Origin of the sequence: Sediminibacillus albus, assembly GCF_900101125.1 — a bacterium.
Taxonomy (GTDB): domain Bacteria; phylum Bacillota; class Bacilli; order Bacillales; family Amphibacillaceae; genus Sediminibacillus; species Sediminibacillus albus.
This window is the reverse complement of the sequence record NZ_FNFL01000003.1, coordinates 377,576-394,989: the sequence shown is the minus strand read 5'-3', so window position 1 is coordinate 394,989 and position 17,414 is coordinate 377,576. Positions and strand designations below refer to the sequence as shown.

The window sequence follows — 17,414 nt, the reverse complement described above, 5'->3', positions numbered from 1 at the left end:
TGTTAGGTTTATTCTATAATATCCGATCCTATGAGTCCTTTCATTGTCCGAACAAATGACAAAAGCATGTGACACTTTTGTCACATGCTCCGAATTTTCACAAATTCATCCTGATCTGGAAAGGTTAATATAAAGCTAGAGCCCGATCCACGTACAGAGTCAACCTTAATATGGATCTTTAAGAAGTCTGCTGCCATCTTTGCTAAATATAACCCCATCCCTGTTGCCGCGTTGTCTTCGTGTTGGCTTGTTGAAGTAAAGCCTTTATCAAAAATGCGCGGCAGATCCTTGGCATCGATTCCCCGCCCGGTGTCCGTTATCTGAAGCAGCGTCTGTCCATTTTGCTGACTGCTTTTAATGGTAATTTCCGATGATATGTCACTATATTTTACAGCATTGGTCAACAGCTGACGAATAATAAATGAGAGCCATTTGGCATCACTCAATACACTGTTGACAGCCAGGTCGACATCTATACCGATCCTTTTTTGCATGCACCAGGATCTTAGTTCATTAATTTCGCTAAACATGAGTGGTTCCAACTCTATATTTTCCATATATAAATCGTTTTCGATAAAAGGAATCCGTTTTTGATGGAGTTGTTGATCCAACAGCAAGTGGATGCGCAGCCACTCATTTGTTAATTGGGTTTTTAGCTGCTGATCATCCATCCGGTCGATAATTAAATGCATGGTTGTCAGCGGTGTTTTCACTTCATGGATCCAGGATAGAAGCTCATCCTTCTCCTGCTCCAGCAGCTGCTGGTTAGTCGAAGCTTCCCGTTTCAACTGTTCAATCGGTTCAAAGATGCTGTCAAAAATGAGACGCTCAAATGGCGTGCTTGGTTCCGGCAGGCTGGTTGCGTCTAAATCATATTCACGATTGGCGAGCTCCCTGAAAAAACTCGTCTCCTGATGATAACGGACAACCAAAAATATCGTAAAAATAACAACAGAAAGAAACACATAGTACAGGATGGAAGAGAAGCGGACATCCGAATCTAAGTATCCGATCAACAAGGCAAGCAGCTGCAGGAACAGAAACAGGAGGACCCAGGTTAAACGTTCCCTTAAAAAGTTTCTGATCATTGTTCAGTCTGCTCTTTCGCCACGTATCCCTGGCCTACCTTCGTTTCGATTGCATCACCTAACCCAATCTCACCGAGCCTTTTTCGTAATCGGTTAACGTTTACTGTCAGTGTATTGTCGCTGACAAACCGTTGGTCATCCCATAGCCGGTTGATTAAATTCTCCCGGCTGACAATTTTATTTTTTCGTTCAATCAGTAATTGCAAAATGTACATTTCATTTTTTGTTAATTCAATGGTCCCTTCTTCATTGGCCACCTGATTCCGTTCAAAGTCAACAGTTGCCCCCAGCCATGTTTTCAACTCTGTTGCCTCTGTATTGTAATTGTAGACCCGGCGAAGAATCGCCTGTATTTTAGCGATCAACACATCAAAATGAAACGGCTTTTGGATGAAATCATCAGCGCCAAGGTTCATGGACATCACCATATCTGTCGGGTGATCGCGTGAGGACAGAAAAATAATTGGAACGTTCGAGTGCTCACGTATCATCCGGCACCAGTGGAATCCATCAAACTTTGGCAGCTGAATATCTATAATTACTAAATCCGGCCGTACTTTTGCAAACTTTTCCATCACTTTTTGATAATCGTCAATCCCATCCACGTGATACGACCACTGGGCTAACCGATCCTTTATTTCATTAAACAAGGAGGCATCATCTTCTATTAACAGGATTTTAAACAAAAACGCTCACCACACTTCATTTTTAAATACCTAGGGAAAGTATAGCAAATTTGCAGTAATTATTCTTGCTATGTTGGTAAAAGAAGGAATGGATATTTGGTGAAGTGGTTGTGATAAACGGGACTAGCGGAGGACAGCCGAAGGAAATATCAATGGATTTTTTGCCCTCCATCCAGGCGAATGTCTATGAAAGCCCTTTATTCGACAAAATAGTGATTTTTTTCTGAAAATTGTATTTACTTTCTATATAAAAATGTTAATATGTTCATACTCTACTAGATTTTCAACAGGAGGTTGGACCATGGTAACATTTTTCGCAGCACTGCTTTTATTAGTACTAGGCTATACTTTTTATGCCAAATTCGTTGAACGCACCTTTGTAATTGATGATGATACCCCCACCCCAGCTTATACTAAGCGGGATAATCTGGATTTTGTACCGATGAGCTGGTGGAAAGGGAATTTAATTCAATTATTAAATATTGCTGGACTTGGTCCGATATATGGAGCCGTTGCCGGAGCTCTTTATGGGCCGGTGGCTTTTATCTGGATTGTGGTCGGAAGTATATTTGCCGGAGCAGTCCATGATTACTTTTCCGGAATGATGTCTTTACGCCATGGCGGAGCCCAATTCCCTACATTGGTAGGACGGTATCTGGGCAGGCCTGCGAAAACGTTTATTAATGGATTATCACTCATATTAATGATTTTAGTGGCTGCCGCCTTCACGGCTGGACCAGCCCAATTGATTTCACAAATAACACCGCTAAGTTTCTTGGTAGCTTTAGTCATTATTTTTAGTTATTTTTTATTAGCCACGGTACTTCCAGTTAACCGGATTATAGGCCGTATTTATCCGTTGCTTGGAGGAATCCTGCTGGTCATGGCGATTGCTGTAGCAGTTGCCATCCTGTTCTCAGGGAAGCCAATGCCGAACCTGACGGTAGCCAATTTACACCCTGGTGACCTGCCGGTTTGGCCGTTATTGATGGTGACGATTTCCTGCGGGGCCATTTCTGGCTTTCATTGTACGCAAAGCCCAATCATCGCTTGTACGATGAAAAAGGAATCGGATGGGCGCAAGATTTTTTATGGAGCAATGATCATCGAAGGGGTGATTGCCTTAATCTGGGCTGCTGCCGGCATGACCTTCTTTAATGGAACGGCTGGATTGGCGGAAGCACTTGCGGCAGGCGGTCCTTCTGGAGTAGTAAACGAGATTTCCACCTCGTTGTTAGGAACGCTTGGGGGAATCCTGGCTATTTTTGGAGTAATCATTCTTCCGATTACTACTGGTGATACAGCGCTCCGTTCTTCACGGATGATATTGACCGATGTATTGGCTAAGTTTTATAAGATGGACAGCAAAGTAAAAGTACTGCTAGTAACCATACCGGTATCAATTCCGGCCTTCCTGCTGGCGACAATAGACTATACATTTTTATGGAGATACGTAGGCTGGACCAACCAGGTTGTGGCAACCGTGATGCTTTGGACAGCAACCTTGTATTTATTAAAGAATTTCAAGCTTCATTGGATTTGCGGTATTCCAGCAGTCTTCATGACAGGCGTCGTCTGTATGTATATTTTCTATGCACCAGAAGGTTTGAACCTTGATTATCAGCTTTCCGCCATCATCGGCTTCTCGCTGACTTTCATAGTGATCCTTTGGTACGCAGGCCAAATCATCAAATACCGCAGCATCAAGCAGAAAGACGCTCAATACAATATTGCCTAGTTATAAAAACAATGCCTTCCCGGATAATGCAGGGAAGGCATTGTTACTAAAAAGGCTCTGTTAAAGTTTAGTGTTGATATTTAGTGAAAAAGCAAAACTCCCAATTTAATGGAAGTTTTGCTTTAGTATTATAGGTTCATTAACGCTATATTGTTCAATAGTATTATTCATTCTTTTTATATAAATTTAAGCCTAATCTAATAAATAATACTAAGAAAATAGCAGTCAATAGAAAACCGATTGCATCCCAATCTATTTTTCCATTCTCTATGATACTAAAAATCATAATCCCTACAAGTGCACACACAAGACCAGAAAGGAACGACTTCAATCTGGAATTCAAATAATCTCCCCTTTTTTAACTATCTGTTGAATAAGAAACAGTGTTTATATCGTGAATCTAGATAACCTAAGTGTATCATACGTTTCCACATTTTGTATTAAATTTCCTTTAATAACCAAGTCATTCATCGTGATTTCGTTTCGTTGATGTTGGATAGTTTCCAGCGTTTGAAACCAAGCAAGATAATTGTTTAAATACTTAGTCGCTACGCCGTTAAATCGCTGTATCCAGCCTTTTAACCTGCGATGATAACTATTGACGTTCTGAATATGATAAAGCCCTTTGGTTCGGATTTTACCATCAGACTTGAACTGATAAATGTTCATACCTTTTTCAGCGGCATATGTTTTAAAGGGACGCCAAGAATCGGTGCATAAAACATTCTTACTTGAAAGTTTATGTCCGATAGCTTTATCCAATTGCTCTTTTGTTAACCGGCCCATTCCCAAAGCCTGCGAAAAAGTCATCTTTTCACGGTCTCTTGCGACCAACACACATACTTGTTCATTGCTTATGTCGCGTTTCTTTGCGGAACCTCCACGTTTGCGGGATTTTCTGCCTGTAACCTTTTTTTGTCCTTTTACTGAGTACAGGAAATAGGTCTCGTCCATTTCGATGATACCTTCAAAGTTCGATATTTCCATTTGTCTCAATGAAGACAGAAGCTTATGTCTCCAAGTAAAATAGGGTCACGTGGGTAACATTCCCAACCAATTTAGCAGCTTTTCGCAGAGAATATCCTTCGATTATTCATTCAACAAATTTAATCCACTTATTAAGGTAACGGGTTCGATACAGCGCCGTATTTGTGAGGTCGGTGAAAGTCACTTTACAAGCTTTACAGCGATAACGTTGTTTCGTCACTTCTTCACCATGGACTACTATGGAGTATTTACCGAATCGAACAATATGTTCCGATTCACAATCCGGACAGTGATAGCCATTCTTATTTTTTCGTTCCGTTATCTCCTGAAGAACATTTCCTGTGGATGATGACGCAGTAAGGGCATCGATTAAATACGCGCGCAACCGATGTTTCTCTGCGGGATTTAGTTTTTGAATGTCTTTAAGAATGGCTGTTACGCTCACGTTCATCACCGACCCTTATATGATAATTCAATTATAGAACATTTGTTCCTCTAAATCAATTATCAACAACAGGCTTTAACAGAGCCACTAAAAAAGCAAAATAGATGGATTTAGATTTGGATTTAGATTTTAAATCTTTCAATCTGTTACTACTTATACGAAGAGATATCAAGGTTCTTTGATTCTCTAACTGTTCATACCATAAAATGGCATGTAATGAAAGGCAGAGGAGTCTCATTTTCTTTGTGTTCTATTCAGGGGTTGTGTAATTATTTCGGTAATTCTTTGAATGCATAACGAGTGCTATTTGATACGTAGATTTCTTTGTAAAAGGATATCGTCAACTTTTAGCGAAACTAATTACCTAGAGGATAAATTCAATTATTCATTTATTATAAAATGGGGGTGGTCGATTGTCCTGGATGGATCGAGATTCTATTAAAATTCATTACGAGTGGATAGTGTCCGCAGATCCGCTGGCAAAAGAGACGTTGATTCTCATTCATGGAATCGGTTTGGATATGTATTCATGGGATTTTATCATTCCTTATTTTCAAAAGAATTATCATATTCTCCGTTATGACTTGCGCGGGCATGGGGATAGTGATGCAGGCAGCGAGCAAAGAACAATCGATTTGCTGACCGACGATCTAACCTTTCTCATAGCTGAATTAAAGATTGACGCCTATCATATGATCGGGCAGGGGCTCGGTGGGTTTGTCGGCGTTCAAATTGCAGGTAGGCGGCCGCAGCCGTTAAAGACATTGATTTTGTTCAGTGTACCTATTCATTATCCCAAGCAAATGGGTGACAAAGTTGCCACACAACGAAAGCGCATGGTAGAAGGGCAGACTTCGATGCTGGCAATGGGAAAAGAAATCGTTAATAAGGTTTGCTATCTGCCTAGCGACCCCAAAATAACGGTGCTGTTAAACGCCTACCGGAAGGTCTCCCCAACCGTGTACTTTGAATTATTTCATACTGGGTTTGGGGAAGCAGGTGTGGAAAACCTGCGGAAAATTAATGTGCCTATTCTGATTTTATCGGGATCAGAAGATAGCATTTTCCCGCCTGAACTTTCCAGTGCAAGCTTGAACTTCAATCCGAACGCCAGGTGTTATACCGTGCCACAGGCAGCTTTTATGATACAGATGGACCAGCCCGAGCTGACTGCAGACTGGATCGATCATTTTATTCGAAAACACCACGATAAATCTTCTGATATTAGCTTACTTGACTACGATTACCAAAAACATCTGACCTCCCAAATGTACTCGGAAATCAGGGGGATGATCGAGCAGGCTGCAGATCGACCCCAACGGCTCAATGAGCTGCTAGTCAATACCATGCAAGGTTTTTCCGTATATGTAAATGGAAACAGGATATTTGAAGGATGGGGAAAAAGAAAGGCTAAACAAATACTGGTGTACTTAACCATTCAGCAATCGGTAACCCGGGAAGAACTGTGTGATACTTTCTGGCCAGAGGTGGAACTGGAAAATGCCCGCAACCGGTTACGGGTTGCCTTGCATCACTTAAAGCATTTATTGGAAAGAAATAATCATTCTTATGCGGCGCCAATTTTAATTACTGACAGGGAGCATGTTTTTTTACAAGCCAAAATACTGTCCGATTTACATAGCCACATAGAAGCTATAAAAATAACCAATCGACTGCCAGAAGGCGTTCAGAAAACTGCTAAGTATAAACAATTGCTTGCAGAGAGAACAGCGAACATGATGCCTGGATTGTATGATGACTGGTTTCTCGATTTGAGAAATTGGATAGAAAAACAGTGGGGGGAAATGTCCCTGTTTCTAGCTGATATGTATGAAAAACAAAGCGATGTAAAATCGGCATTGGAATATCTGGAAATTGCTTATGAATATAACGGAGGAGAGAATGAACTGATCTACGAGCGATTGCTGGAGCTTAAAGAACGGCGCAGTAACTATAAAAATAAAGAAATATAAAGAAAGAAAATTCGAAACTGCCATTCTGGCAGCTTTTTTTATTTTCAATTTTTGCATTAATGCTAACGAAAGGAGGGTGCTGTAATGAAGGTGTAATGGCTTCTTTGTTACGATGGATTAAATGATTATACATACGATGATTCATCTTCAACGCATGGGCTCATTCTTTCTGGCGTCTCAGAAACACTCAGAAAAAGGCAAACCTATTGAAAAATAGGGACGCAAAGCCACAGGTCTAATATTGGAATACAATAATGACGGCTGGGTCGCCTGAAATACAATTGTATTTTAGGGGGAGTTATCATGAATGCTTATAAAAAGCTTGATCAGGAGTGGGTGGAATTAATGGAGGAGGCGAAAGAATTAGGAATAGGAATGGAGGAGTTAAAGCTGTTTTTAAGTAATCAAAGCCATATCCAGACGAGTATCAAATATTATACGTTGCTGATGGAGCTGGAAGAGAGCCGGGGTAAACTTTAGTGAGAAAAAGAGGTTGGGACATAACATACATCCCCTTGCAAAAACAGCACGAGTCTGATGACACCGGAAGAAGGCGTTTGTGCTTCTGAGGATAAGGAACGCTTCGGCAGCGACTATCTCACGCAGAAAATGGCTCCCATAATCACTTAGAACTTGGTTGTAAACAATGCGGTTTAGATCACACCGTCATCCTCCAGCTCTCGTAATGGTTGATGAGAACTGCCGGGTTGGACCTGAGCAGACAATTTTGATTTCTAATTAAATGAATGAGCGATATAGACAGCCGAGCCGTCTATATCTTTTTTTGATGTGCAGTTTCTTTGGCTTGTAACGCTTGTTTTAACAATAGAGCCATCACTTCTTCCGCTGGTAAATCACTTGCAAGCTTGTGTCCCTGTCCGGCCCACAAGGCCATCAGCTGTGGATTTCCTGATTTCCCTGCTGCTTTCCTGATATTTTTGGTCATATAATGAACGTGCGGGTAGGCCGCTGGAGCAAATTCACTGTATTCATTGATGAATTGATTGACCAATCCCCTGGCCCTTCGTCCGGTAAAGGCCCGTGTTACGGTAGTTTCCGAAAAACTATTGTCGGCTAGTGCCTGCTTATGCAGCTCACTGGCTCCGCTTTCGGGACAGCGCAAAAAGGCAGTGCCTAACTGGACTGCGTCTGCGCCAGCGGTTAGTAAAGCAGCAATATCTTTGCCGTGCATGATACCGCCTGCTGCTATTATCGGCAATTCGATCTGGTGGCAGACTAGCCGTAAAAGTACAAGCAGCGAGTAATCTTCGCCTTGCCGATCATTTGTAAACGAACTACGGTGGCCGCCGGCTTCAATCCCTTGCAGGCACAGCGCATCAGCTCCAGCCTGATATGCCGTTACTGCTTCCTCTGGGGTTGTAACGGTGACTATAACATAGATTCCGCAGTTTTTCAGCCTGTCAATAACGTTAGAAGAGGGGCAGCCGAACGTGAAGCTAACGATAGCTACCCGCTCTTCTATCAGCACGGCAAGCTTTTCATCCCAGCCATCGTCATCCGTTTTAGCCTCTCCTACATCTACTCCTAAGCTCCGGGCCGTTTTTTCAAGCCGTTTTGCATAACTTTCAACAGCTTTCGTTTCGACACTTCTGCCACCTGGGACAAAAAGGTTCACTCCAAAAAATTTGTCTGTACGTTTTCGCATGTCTGCGATTTCCTGGTGAACCTCTTCAGGCAATTTATAGCCAGCTGCTAAAAATCCTAGTCCGCCAGCATTCGAAACAGCTGCAGCAAGTGCGGGGTTAGCCGTACCGCCCGCCATCGGCGCTTGAATGATCGGATAGGTAAAAAAAGATGAAAGTTCCATAATTTCTTAGCTCCTCTCTGGTAAAGCATATGTATTTACTAGTTCTAGGCATTCGCAAAAATACCTTTATCGTTTTCTGAATAGTTCCGATACCAGAAAGGCTTCTTTGTTAACAGGTAAGTAATGCACTGAGAACTGGTGGCTGCGACAGAAATTTCGGCCGGAATGCCCTGCAGGTTTCGCATTAAAATAGCCTGATGCCGGCTTATTATTCAGTCCAGCACCAGGCCCTTCAGTCGATGTCCTCAAGAAGCATACGAAGATGTTCGATTCGTTTCAGTCTTATTAATAATAGCAGTGCCTGCCAAGTCGCCAGTTACATTCAAGGCGGTACAACCCATACCGACAAGGGCATCAATAGCTGTCAATAACCCAACCGCTTCCATTGGCAGGCCTAATTGGGCGAAAACAGTCGCAATCATGATGATTCCGGCACCTGGAACACCAGCGGTACCGATGGAAGCAAGCGTTCCGATCAAGACAACCTCCAATATGTCTGTAAGACTTAACGGGTCACCAATGACATTGGCGGCAAAGGCTGCTGAAACAGCGATTCGGATTGCTGCCCCATCCATATTAATTGTTGCCCCTAACGGCAGGCTAAACCCATATAGGCTTTTCGAGAGGCTTAAGTCCTTAGCAGCATTCAAGGTGAGCGGTAGTGTACCCGAACTGCTCTGTGTAACAAATGCGGTAACCATCGGGGTGCGTGCTCGTGCAAAAAAAGCTCGTGGGCGAATGTTAGATAATAGCATAAAAATCGTATACAAACCGACTTGTACAATTAAAGCTATATATAATACGGCAATCATATTACCTAAAGATAGTAGGGTGTCAGCCCCTTGATTTCCGACCGTTCCGGCAATAATGGCAAAAATACCAATCGGTACATACTGGAGGATGGCCTTCATGATTGTTAATGTAGCTTGGTTTAATCCTGCTGCCACTTGATAAAGCGTGTTTCCCCATTTGCTATATTCCTTCGATGAGCGTAACGAGGAAATAGCAATGCCGAAAGCAAAGGCAGTAAAGATAATCCCGAGGAGGTTAAGTTCGGAAAATGCTGTGACGATATTATCAGGCACAATGTTTAAAAGTACGCTGATGATCCCGGGATTATCTGGAACTTCCACTGTTTCATTTGTATTTAAAGACATGCCAATCCCCGGGTCGAATATGCTTGCGGTTGTGACCCCGACAATAATTGCTAAGGCAGAAGTCAATAGATAATAAAGAAATACTTTTCCTCCCATTCTGCCTAAGCTGCTAATCTTTGTTTGATTGACTCCTACAATTAAGGTGAACAATACCAGTGGGATAATCAGAAATTTAAGCAGACGTATCAACAGGTCGCCAAAAGGAGATAATACAGCGGCCTGCTCGCCAAAAGTGAGACCGACGATAACGCCAAGAATTAGCGCAATCGTTATTTTTAAAATGAGCGATACTTCGAGATACCCTCTCCAGGCTTTTTTCATAAAAAAAGTCTCCTTCCTTTTTGGATAAAGATGTTTACGATAGTAATGACGGTTAATTCGGATGATTTTACTCGGAATTCATCTTTACAAAATACAGGAGACAAACGGGGGTGTCAAAAGCCTTGCTTATCATATCCGTCTGGAGAAAGGGAATAATAAGGTCTTATACTGCAAATTCTGCCATAACCGCATATACGGGTTGCTACAAGGCGATACTTTAAAGTAGTATGAGTATAGGAAAAAGAAATGAAAGTTTTGAAATGAGGGTAATCAATGAACAAGCAATCCATCTATGGATTAACATTAGATCAACTGACATCCTGGCTTGTTGAGCACGGGCAGAAAAAATTCCGGGCAAAGCAAGTGTGGGATTGGCTTTATAAAAAGCGGGTTACAGCATTCGAGGAAATGAAAAACCTTAATAGCGATTGTATCGAATTGCTGGAGGAGCACTTTGTTATCCAAACCCTGAAGCAAGCTGTCAAACAGGAATCGGAAGATGGAACAATTAAATTTTTGTTTGAACTGCAGGACGGTAACTTAATTGAAACCGTGCTAATGCGGTTTAACTATGGTTTGTCTGTTTGCGTAACTACACAAGTAGGCTGCAATATTGGCTGTACGTTCTGTGCCAGCGGGTTGCTGACTAAAAACCGCGATCTTTCCAGCGGTGAAATAGTAGAACAGATTATGAATGTCCAGCATCATTTGGACAAAGCTGCCAAGGAAGAAAGAGTCAGCCATATTGTTGTCATGGGAATCGGCGAGCCATTTGATAATTATGACAACATGATGGATTTCTTCCGTGTTGTTAATGACCAAAAAGGCCTTTCCATCGGTGCAAGGCACATTACCGTTTCGACTAGCGGATTGGCCCACAGGATCTACGATTTTGCCGATGAAAATATGCAAATCAATTTGGCAGTATCGCTGCACGCACCGAATAATGATTTGCGGACACGGATCATGAAAATCAACAAAGCATTCCCATTGGAAAAGTTAATGCCGGCCGTTGATTACTATTTGGAGAAAACCAACCGGAGAATTACTTTTGAGTATATTTTGTTGAGAGATGTGAATGACCATAAGGAAGAGGCGTTGGAGCTTGCTAAGCTTTTAAAGGATAAACGTCATTTATCTTATGTGAATTTAATTCCTTATAATCCTGTAGATGAACATAACCAATACCAGCGCAGTACAAAAAAAGCGATATTGGAGTTTTATGAAACATTGATGAACCAGGGGATTAACTGCGGTGTCCGCGTAGAACAAGGCTCGGATATTGACGCCGCTTGCGGACAGCTGCGAAGTAAACAGATAAAAAAAGGAAAAGATAAAACAACCGTTTAGTACACAGCCTTAAAACAAAAACTCGCCGTCAATCGGCGGGTTTTTTATAGTTCAGGGAACTTTGCCTATCGGGATTGTTTGATATTTAGTAATTTAAATTCCTTCAAAGACATTGCGAATCAACCTGCCTTATCCTCTTAGCAGCCAAATGATTATCCTTACAGGGAACACTATCATTTCAGGTATCCAATAGGCCAAAAATTCTCCAAAATGTTCCTTATCGACTTTTTTCTTCTTTTGTTTCTTTCCCAAAACAATCTCCCCCTGACTTATGTTTGGTAAAAAAACTCCTCAATTTAACCATTATCTTAACATAAATTCCCAAAAAAGCATGAAAATTATTGGCAGAAACAAACGGCGGCAGCAGAGCAGCGCCATTGGGATCAGCGAGAAATTAAAAGGGGACAGGCCACGGAGGAATCCTTTTTTTGGCGGTCATTCTTTGCTGCTGTTTTGTTATTTCTCTATTGTCTTTTTTGTCTGATTTCAATAGCTATAATATTTATAACAATTATTATCACTAAAGAAGCTATAATAAATTGTGGTAAATCAAAGACAAATGTAATAATTAAAACTAATATAGTGGCTAAAATTAATTCAATATATTCTCTTTTTCTACTTCTTGTTCTCACATTAAGCCCTCCATTTTTTATTTAACTAATTTTTCTTCTCGTCACTTAGTCTTCTTTGCTTCTTCAATACATAATCATCTTCCCGCCAGTTATATAGGCAAGGACTAAGCATATTGGGTCCACTTCTTTATATGTATCTAATTCTCATTCTAAAATAGTTACCTAAATTAGCAAACTTTTTTGAGAAGGTAAATGATTGTAAACTAGTGTTTGCAGTTATTGATCTTTGGAAAACATAAAAAATTTGGACAGGCAACTTTTGACCTGGTAGTTTTGGGGTATATTATTTATAATCGATTGCGAAGGTGAGGAGGATATTTATGAAATTGTTAGCGATTACTTCCTGTCCGAACGGGATTGCTCATACTTATATGGCTGCTGAAAATTTGCAAAAGGCAGCAGATGAGCTAGGTATCGATATTAAAATTGAAACACAGGGCTCGATTGGAGTGGAAAATGAGTTTTCGGAAAAAGATATTGAAGAAGCGGATGGAGTCATCATAGCTGCAGATAAAACGGTAGCAAAGGACCGCTTTGTCGGTAAGAAACTGTTGGCTGTCGGGGTGCAGGAAGGTATACGCCAGCCGAAAGAGTTAATTAACAAAATAACCAGCGGGAATGTCGCGGTACATAAAGGCCAGGATGGAGCGGACAGCCAATCAGCCAGCACCAAAAAGGAAAAAGAAAATCCGATTTACAAGCATTTAATGAATGGTGTCTCCTATATGATTCCGTTCATCGTTGTTGGTGGGCTATTAATTGCGATTGCATTATCCCTGGGCGGTCAGCAGACTGCAGAAGGAATACAGATTCCAGAGGATTCTTTCTGGAAAACGATTGAAAATCTTGGCGCTGCATCGTTCACGTTTATGGTGCCGATTTTAGCCGGGTTCATAGCCTTTAGTATTGCTGACAGGCCCGGGTTGGCTCCTGGTATCATTGGTGGTTATATAGCTGCCAATGGAAGCTTTTATAACAGTGAAGCGGGGGCTGGTTTTCTCGGCGGAATTATTGCAGGTTTTCTGGCAGGCTATGTAGCCTTGCTGATTAAACGGATAAAAGTGCCAAAAGCGGTTCAGCCGATTATGCCGATTATTATTATTCCTGTGTTTGCCTCGCTAATCGTCGGCTTGGCTTTTGTATTCATTATCGGCGCTCCGGTAGCGCAAGTGTTTGAATCATTAACAGCATGGCTGGCAGGTATGCAAGGGACAAGTTCCATTTTGCTCGCCCTTATATTAGGAGCTATGATCTCCTTTGATATGGGCGGTCCTGTCAATAAGGTTGCTTTTCTTTTCGGTTCGGCGATGATTGGGGAAGGCAACTATGAAATTATGGGGCCAATTGCGGTGGCCATTGCCGTACCGCCAATCGGGCTAGGGCTTGCCACCTTCATGTTCAAGAAAAAATTCCAAAATACAGAAATAGAAACTGGCAAGGCGTCGTTCACCATGGGGTTATTTGGAATAACAGAGGGAGCGATTCCTTTTGCAGCCCAAGACCCTATTCGAGTAATCCCAAGCATCATGGTTGGCTCGATGGCAGGATCTGTCGTGGCAATGCTTGGAAATGTTGGTGACAGGGTAGCCCATGGCGGTCCAATCGTCGGCGTGCTCGGCGCAGTAGATAATGTAGTGATGTTCTTCATCGCTATTATCATAGGTTCCCTTGTGACGGCCTTGATGATTAAACTAATTAAGAGAGATGTCGGCGGCCAGCCGGTAACAGCGGAAGATAACAATGCCTATGCAGAAGAGGCAACAGAGCAATTGGGGATCGATGCCGACCAGCAATCTGAGGGAAGCGCCGGCGGACATGACCTGCAAGTGGATGCTGACAAGGTGGAAGAGATAAACAAACTGACGGATATAACCAGTTTGGAGTTAATTGATACCGAATTGCAGGGAACGACCAGGGATGAAGTAATTGACGAATTAATTGCTAAGCTGGAAACAAACGGCCTGGTTAATTCTCCAGCGGCATTCAAGCAAAAAATCCTGGACAGGGAACAAGAGAGTACTACCGGAATCGGTATGAATATTGCCATCCCACATGGAAAATCACAGGCGGTTGTTAAACCGAGTGTGGTCTTTGGCAGGAAGAAGGAAGGAATTGATTGGAATAGCTTGGATGGGACGGATGCGAAATTAATATTTATGATTGCAGTTCCAGAAGAGGCAGAAGGAAATGATCACCTGAAGATTTTGCAGATGCTTTCCCGCAAGCTAATGGATGATACGTATCGTGAAAAGCTGTTGAATGTCCAATCCAAACAAGATGTATATCAACTGTTGGAACAAGTAGAATAGTTAGGAAAAGGATGGTTCATAGCAGAAATGCTATGAGCTATCCTTTTTTTCATTGGATGTACAAAAAAATCCGCCCCTGCTTTCCAGAGCAGGGGCGGATGTTAACTGAACTCATGCATACTTAATATGAAAAGTAATTTTTGTTTGGAGGGATTGATTTCAATGGATGATTTAAGAAGTGCTTTGGATGTACTTCCGTGGAGAGTTTTTATTATTTCATCAAAGAAAAAACTTTATATAGAGAGCAAAACCGTTATTGACCATTTGTGTCAACTGCCCCATTCGGAACAATCACAGATTCTGAAAAGTATTAGGTACCTTTCATCCGATGAGATTCTAATGTACCTGGAATCGATGATTAAAAGTTATTATAACGACAAAGGGGAATCCTCTGATGATGGAATGCATTGAATCTAAAAGGCAGGAAATGATTAGATGTGGATTAAAGAAAGGTTTTACTCATATTGAAACATTGAGATTGAGTAAGGAATTAGATGAATTACTAAATAAAAATATGCCAAAAGATGATGATCGAGATATCTGGAATAATAATGAAAAAATTTACAATTTTTTTAATATAATACAAGGATTTTAATGTTTTTCGTAGAACTTACTTATTAGTAAAAAAGGAGGAGATAAGAAATGAAAGTGAAAAAGTTTAATTTTTTATTTGTGCTTGGTTTGTTCGTTTTTTTATCCCCATCTATTGCTAATGCAGAAGAATCAGGAAAAAGTTTAACGCTGGAAAAAGGGTATGAAACCCCTTTTGAGGATGTGATACTAAAGGAAAGTGAAGATGAAGACCGTGTAATTATTAAAGGGACAAAAAAGACTGATGGAAAAACTGAAGCTTATGATGTAACAGTAAATACTGAAACAGATACTTATACTGTTGAACCAAAAGAGGTTACTTCGGTAAAGGAGGATGCCTTAATTTCTCCTGCAGCCACAACTTATACAGGATGGGTAAAAGCAATAACGGATGATCCAGTAGGTGTTGACTTAACTAGAACCACTTTAAATTTTTCTTGGTATGACTATGGAAGTACGGTGGGTCACAGATCATCTTCGCTTAGTACTTGGGCAGCAAATCCTTCTTCTTTAGGAACCCATTGGTATGTAAGTGATAGATGGAAAAGCAGCCCATATTTATATTACTCTAATCAAAAGCTACGTGTAGAGGGAACCGGTGACTATTATAATTACGACTTCCTGGATAATGATAAAATTACAGAAGTTGACCATTACATCAAGGTAGATATTCAAAATGATGGAACTTATGATTACGTGGTAGATTGGGGTCGAAGAGGAGAAAGCACGATCACTTTAGACTTAGATGTAGAAGTAAATTAAATCTAAATACTAAATAAAAAAAGCATTATATGTTTGAACTGTACCCCATAATATGGACAGTTTATAAAAAAGGCCTAAGCTGCCAATAGATGACCTCGGTATTGTACCGGGGTCATTTTTTTTAATCCCCATTGATACCTCTCATTATTATATCTATCGATATAATTACTAACTTTACTCTCCAATGCATCAAGTGTCTCACACGATTTATGGTCCACCATATCTTTGAAGTGGCCAAAGAAAGACTCCATCGGTGCATTATCCCAACAGTTACCACGTCGCGACATTGATTGACGGAGCCCCCTTTGTTTCACCTTCTTCTGGAACACAGGGTGTGTATAATGAACTCCCTGATCTGAATGGAGGATGGCTTCCGGGTGAAACATTCCTACTGCTTCTTTCAATTGATCAAGTGTACGATAGGCAATCTCCATCTCCAATGTCTTAGATACCACATAAGTAATAATTTCTTTTGTAGTACTGTCTTTCACACACGATAAATAAGCTTTTTGTGCTCTGCCATAGTAGATATATGTGATGTCTGTAAGGAAAAACTTACCAGGCCCCTTTTGTCGAATTCCCGGTTAAGAAGGTTATCACAGGTTCTGTGTTTTTGCGTGGCTTTCATCATATGCTTATAAGGGTTTGCTCGCCTGATTTTTGTCATTAAACGAAACTTTTTCATCAATCGTCTAATCTTTTTATGATTCAAAATGATGTCATAATTGTTTTCAAGTATCATTTTGATTTGAAGTGCTCCCACTTTTCCATCGTTTTCGTGAAAGATTTCTATAAGCAGTTCAGCATCTTTTTCATCGCTCTCTTCTTTAAGCTGCCTGTTTGTTTCGCCTTTTAACCAGGCATAATAACCACTTCGGCTTATACCAGCCAGCTGGCATAAATAGGAGACCATGTTTTTAAGCTGGTACTTGCGTAGCAACTGTTCGATAAGTTCATATATCTCGCAAGGGGCTAGTTTTGTTTCTTCTTCATCGCCTGCCTTTCCATCTCTTCGAGCTTTTTTAAGAATTCATTTTCTGCTTCTAAATATTTGATTCGTGCTTCTGCTTTCTTTAGTTTTTCTTCAGCTGTAAGATGCTTGGAAGAAGGGCGACCAGTGCTTCCCTTACTTCGACGCTCATTTTCTAATCCTGCTTCCCCATACTTACTATAAGTATCACGCCATCGCTGTAGACACCGTTTGGGTTGTTCTTTTCCAATGACCGACAGGTCGAAACCATGTTCAAGAAAGATTTCTGTAGGACTAGCCCCTTCTTTATATGCGTGGACAGCCAACTTTTTAAATTCTGGATGATAGGTTATAGACCGATCAGAAACTTTCAGTACATTTGGATTGTTCTCCAATTGTTTTAATTCGAATGTTGAAAAGCTTCTCGCCATAATATCCCTCCGCTCCAATACTTTGTTTCATTATAAACGGGATATCTATTTAAACATAGAAAAACCCGAATAATGGACGCTTTTTAATTACTGTCCATTATTCGGGTTATAGTTCAGTTATATAATGCTTTTTTTATTTTTTAATA

14 protein-coding genes, 2 pseudogenes and 1 riboswitch are annotated in these 17,414 nt (G+C 41.0%); of the genes and pseudogenes, 7 read left to right on the top strand and 9 right to left on the bottom strand.

Features of this window, described 5'->3' with window-relative positions; genetic code table 11:
- Positions 1–80 precede the first annotated feature (80 nt).
- A complete protein-coding gene (locus BLR93_RS10900; RefSeq protein WP_093214284.1) occupies positions 81–1,088 on the bottom strand; it encodes a sensor histidine kinase in 1,008 nt (335 codons plus the stop codon).
- Positions 1,085–1,774, bottom strand: coding sequence for a response regulator transcription factor (locus BLR93_RS10895; RefSeq protein ID WP_093214281.1), 690 nt, complete (start codon positions 1,772–1,774; stop codon positions 1,085–1,087). Before BLR93_RS10895 ends, BLR93_RS10900 begins: the two co-directional genes overlap by 4 nt.
- A 301-nt stretch (positions 1,775–2,075) precedes the next feature.
- Between BLR93_RS10895 and BLR93_RS10890 the strand changes: the two genes are divergently transcribed.
- Positions 2,076–3,512: a carbon starvation CstA family protein gene (locus tag BLR93_RS10890; RefSeq protein WP_093214279.1), complete on the top strand. Its 1,437-nt coding sequence runs from the start codon at positions 2,076–2,078 to the stop codon at positions 3,510–3,512.
- A gap of 163 nt (positions 3,513–3,675) precedes the next feature.
- Here BLR93_RS10890 and BLR93_RS10885 read toward each other — a convergent pair whose 3' ends face one another.
- Together BLR93_RS10885 and BLR93_RS10880 are read right to left on the bottom strand one after the other, a co-directional pair.
- Complete coding sequence (locus tag BLR93_RS10885; RefSeq protein ID WP_093214276.1) at positions 3,676–3,855, bottom strand: hypothetical protein; 180 nt, start codon at positions 3,853–3,855, stop codon at positions 3,676–3,678.
- Positions 3,856–3,899: 44 nt separating this feature from the next.
- Positions 3,900–4,950, bottom strand: a pseudogene (locus tag BLR93_RS10880) (IS1595 family transposase).
- Positions 4,951–5,366: 416 nt separating this feature from the next.
- Between BLR93_RS10880 and BLR93_RS10875 the strand changes: the two are divergent.
- A complete protein-coding gene (locus BLR93_RS10875) occupies positions 5,367–6,917 on the top strand; it encodes an alpha/beta hydrolase (protein WP_139184414.1) in 1,551 nt (516 codons plus the stop codon).
- Positions 6,918–7,103: 186 nt separating this feature from the next.
- A riboswitch (cyclic di-GMP riboswitch) is annotated at positions 7,104–7,191 on the top strand.
- Positions 7,192–7,220: 29 nt separating this feature from the next.
- Entirely contained in the window at positions 7,221–7,397 is a 177-nt protein-coding gene (locus BLR93_RS17785; protein ID WP_139184413.1) for an anti-repressor SinI family protein, read from the top strand.
- Positions 7,398–7,689: 292 nt separating this feature from the next.
- Here BLR93_RS17785 and BLR93_RS10870 read toward each other — a convergent pair whose 3' ends face one another.
- Both BLR93_RS10870 and BLR93_RS10865 read right to left on the bottom strand, forming a co-directional pair.
- A complete protein-coding gene (locus BLR93_RS10870) occupies positions 7,690–8,745 on the bottom strand; it encodes an NAD(P)H-dependent flavin oxidoreductase (protein WP_093214271.1) in 1,056 nt (351 codons plus the stop codon).
- A gap of 245 nt (positions 8,746–8,990) precedes the next feature.
- Positions 8,991–10,223: a dicarboxylate/amino acid:cation symporter gene (locus BLR93_RS10865; protein WP_093214268.1), complete on the bottom strand. Its 1,233-nt coding sequence runs from the start codon at positions 10,221–10,223 to the stop codon at positions 8,991–8,993.
- 273 nt (positions 10,224–10,496) lie between these two features.
- Between BLR93_RS10865 and rlmN the strand changes: the two genes are divergently transcribed.
- The gene (rlmN, locus tag BLR93_RS10860) at positions 10,497–11,573 is read left to right on the top strand and encodes a dual-specificity RNA methyltransferase RlmN (RefSeq protein ID WP_093214266.1); all 1,077 of its coding nucleotides are present in this window, start codon (positions 10,497–10,499) and stop codon (positions 11,571–11,573) included.
- Between the two features lie 129 nt (positions 11,574–11,702).
- On the opposite strand, the gene BLR93_RS18390 is transcribed toward rlmN, so the two are convergent.
- Both BLR93_RS18390 and BLR93_RS18045 read right to left on the bottom strand, forming a co-directional pair.
- Positions 11,703–11,825 (bottom strand): hypothetical protein, encoded by a 123-nt coding sequence (locus BLR93_RS18390; RefSeq protein WP_281241700.1) that lies wholly within the window; start codon positions 11,823–11,825, stop codon positions 11,703–11,705.
- A 212-nt stretch (positions 11,826–12,037) separates the two neighbouring features.
- Entirely contained in the window at positions 12,038–12,205 is a 168-nt protein-coding gene (locus tag BLR93_RS18045; protein WP_175559325.1) for a hypothetical protein, read from the bottom strand.
- A gap of 320 nt (positions 12,206–12,525) precedes the next feature.
- Here BLR93_RS18045 and BLR93_RS10855 point away from each other — a divergent pair, with 320 nt between their 5' ends.
- The 3 genes from BLR93_RS10855 to BLR93_RS10840 all read left to right on the top strand — a co-directional run bounded on the left by BLR93_RS10855 (position 12,526) and on the right by BLR93_RS10840 (position 15,867).
- Positions 12,526–14,514: a PTS fructose transporter subunit IIABC gene (locus BLR93_RS10855; RefSeq protein WP_093214264.1), complete on the top strand. Its 1,989-nt coding sequence runs from the start codon at positions 12,526–12,528 to the stop codon at positions 14,512–14,514.
- A gap of 394 nt (positions 14,515–14,908) precedes the next feature.
- Complete coding sequence (locus BLR93_RS10845) at positions 14,909–15,109, top strand: aspartyl-phosphate phosphatase Spo0E family protein (RefSeq protein ID WP_093214259.1); 201 nt, start codon at positions 14,909–14,911, stop codon at positions 15,107–15,109.
- A gap of 47 nt (positions 15,110–15,156) precedes the next feature.
- Complete coding sequence (locus BLR93_RS10840) at positions 15,157–15,867, top strand: hypothetical protein (RefSeq protein ID WP_093214257.1); 711 nt, start codon at positions 15,157–15,159, stop codon at positions 15,865–15,867.
- 74 nt (positions 15,868–15,941) lie between these two features.
- Here BLR93_RS10840 and BLR93_RS10835 read toward each other — a convergent pair.
- Positions 15,942–17,268 (bottom strand): annotated as a pseudogene (locus BLR93_RS10835) (IS3 family transposase).
- Between the last annotated feature and the right edge of the window lie 146 nt (positions 17,269–17,414).

Coding starts and splice junctions, on each gene's coding strand:
- BLR93_RS10900 (WP_093214284.1), bottom strand. CDS start 1,088: ATGATCAGAAACTTTTTAAGGGAACGTTTAACCTGGGTCCTCCTGTTT.
- BLR93_RS10890 (WP_093214279.1), top strand. CDS start 2,076: ATGGTAACATTTTTCGCAGCACTGCTTTTATTAGTACTAGGCTATACT.
- BLR93_RS10875 (WP_139184414.1), top strand. CDS start 5,367: ATGGATCGAGATTCTATTAAAATTCATTACGAGTGGATAGTGTCCGCA.
- BLR93_RS17785 (WP_139184413.1), top strand. CDS start 7,221: ATGAATGCTTATAAAAAGCTTGATCAGGAGTGGGTGGAATTAATGGAG.
- BLR93_RS10870 (WP_093214271.1), bottom strand. CDS start 8,745: ATGGAACTTTCATCTTTTTTTACCTATCCGATCATTCAAGCGCCGATG.
- BLR93_RS10865 (WP_093214268.1), bottom strand. CDS start 10,223: ATGAAAAAAGCCTGGAGAGGGTATCTCGAAGTATCGCTCATTTTAAAA.
- rlmN (WP_093214266.1), top strand. CDS start 10,497: ATGAACAAGCAATCCATCTATGGATTAACATTAGATCAACTGACATCC.
- BLR93_RS10855 (WP_093214264.1), top strand. CDS start 12,526: ATGAAATTGTTAGCGATTACTTCCTGTCCGAACGGGATTGCTCATACT.
- BLR93_RS10845 (WP_093214259.1), top strand. CDS start 14,909: ATGATGGAATGCATTGAATCTAAAAGGCAGGAAATGATTAGATGTGGA.
- BLR93_RS10840 (WP_093214257.1), top strand. CDS start 15,157: ATGAAAGTGAAAAAGTTTAATTTTTTATTTGTGCTTGGTTTGTTCGTT.